Annotated in this window: 1 protein-coding gene; it reads left to right on the plus strand. The window is 32.3% G+C overall.

Going from position 1 to position 875, the window contains the following annotated elements; all coding sequences use genetic code 11:
• The first annotated feature begins 38 nt into the window (after window positions 1-38).
• Window positions 39-806 (plus strand): DUF6090 family protein, encoded by a 768-nt coding sequence (locus G5V56_RS18855; protein ID WP_166968096.1) that lies wholly within the window; start codon window positions 39-41, stop codon window positions 804-806.
• Window positions 807-875 lie beyond the last annotated feature (69 nt).

Below are 875 nucleotides of genomic sequence, written 5' to 3' on the forward strand. Positions count from 1 at the left end.
CAATCACGTTGTGCTTCATTATAACCAACCGCTAACCAATGATAAAATTCTTTAGAAAAATCCGTCAAAAACTACTCTCTGAAAACAAATTCAGTAAATACCTGATTTATGCAATTGGAGAAATTTTACTTGTGGTTATTGGGATATTAATAGCCTTACAGATTAACAATAACAATAATTACAACGAACAAAGAATTCTAGAGCAGGAATATTTATTGTCTCTACAAGCAGAATTTAAAACTAACTTGAATAAAATAAATGCCTCTATTCAAGAAAATGAGCAACGTATACAGTCACTTGAATATCTATTGAACTTATTTGACAGAAATGTGCTTGACACAGTAAGTAATCAGAGAATTTCTCAAAAGTTCGCCCCTATTTTCGGCAGTGCAATTAGCTATATACCGGCAACAGGAGTTTTAAATGACATCATTAGTTCAGGTAAGCTCAATATCATTTTAAATAAAAGCTTAAGGCAAAACTTGGCCTCTTTTGATAGTTCATTGGATTTTTTAAGCATTCAGTTAAATGGAGTAGAATTCACAGACGAAAAATTGCGTACTATTTTTTATAAAAAGGGAAGTATCCGAAAAATTGTGATGGATATAGGATTTATGGATTTTGAGCACGAGTCAATTTCCGAAAAGCTAGATAACAAGCTAATCTTCGAATCAGCTGAATTTGAAAATTATCTATTAGCTTACCATTTATTGGCTAAAGCAACGAATGGACCACGATTATTTGGGCGTATAAAGGTTGAAATAGAGACCATTATAAAGGAAATTGAGCAAGAACTTGAGAAATAACGAAAGCACAACACCGTATATAATTTATTGCTTGGTTCTAGCCTACTTACGAAAATCCTCGCGGATTTT

It is taken from the genome of Yeosuana marina, assembly GCF_011762485.1.
Taxonomy (GTDB): Bacteria; Bacteroidota; Bacteroidia; order Flavobacteriales; family Flavobacteriaceae; genus Yeosuana; species Yeosuana marina.

Excerpts from the sequence above, each read along its gene's own strand:
- G5V56_RS18855 (WP_166968096.1), top strand. The coding sequence starts at position 39 with ATGATAAAATTCTTTAGAAAAATCCGTCAAAAACTACTCTCTGAAAAC.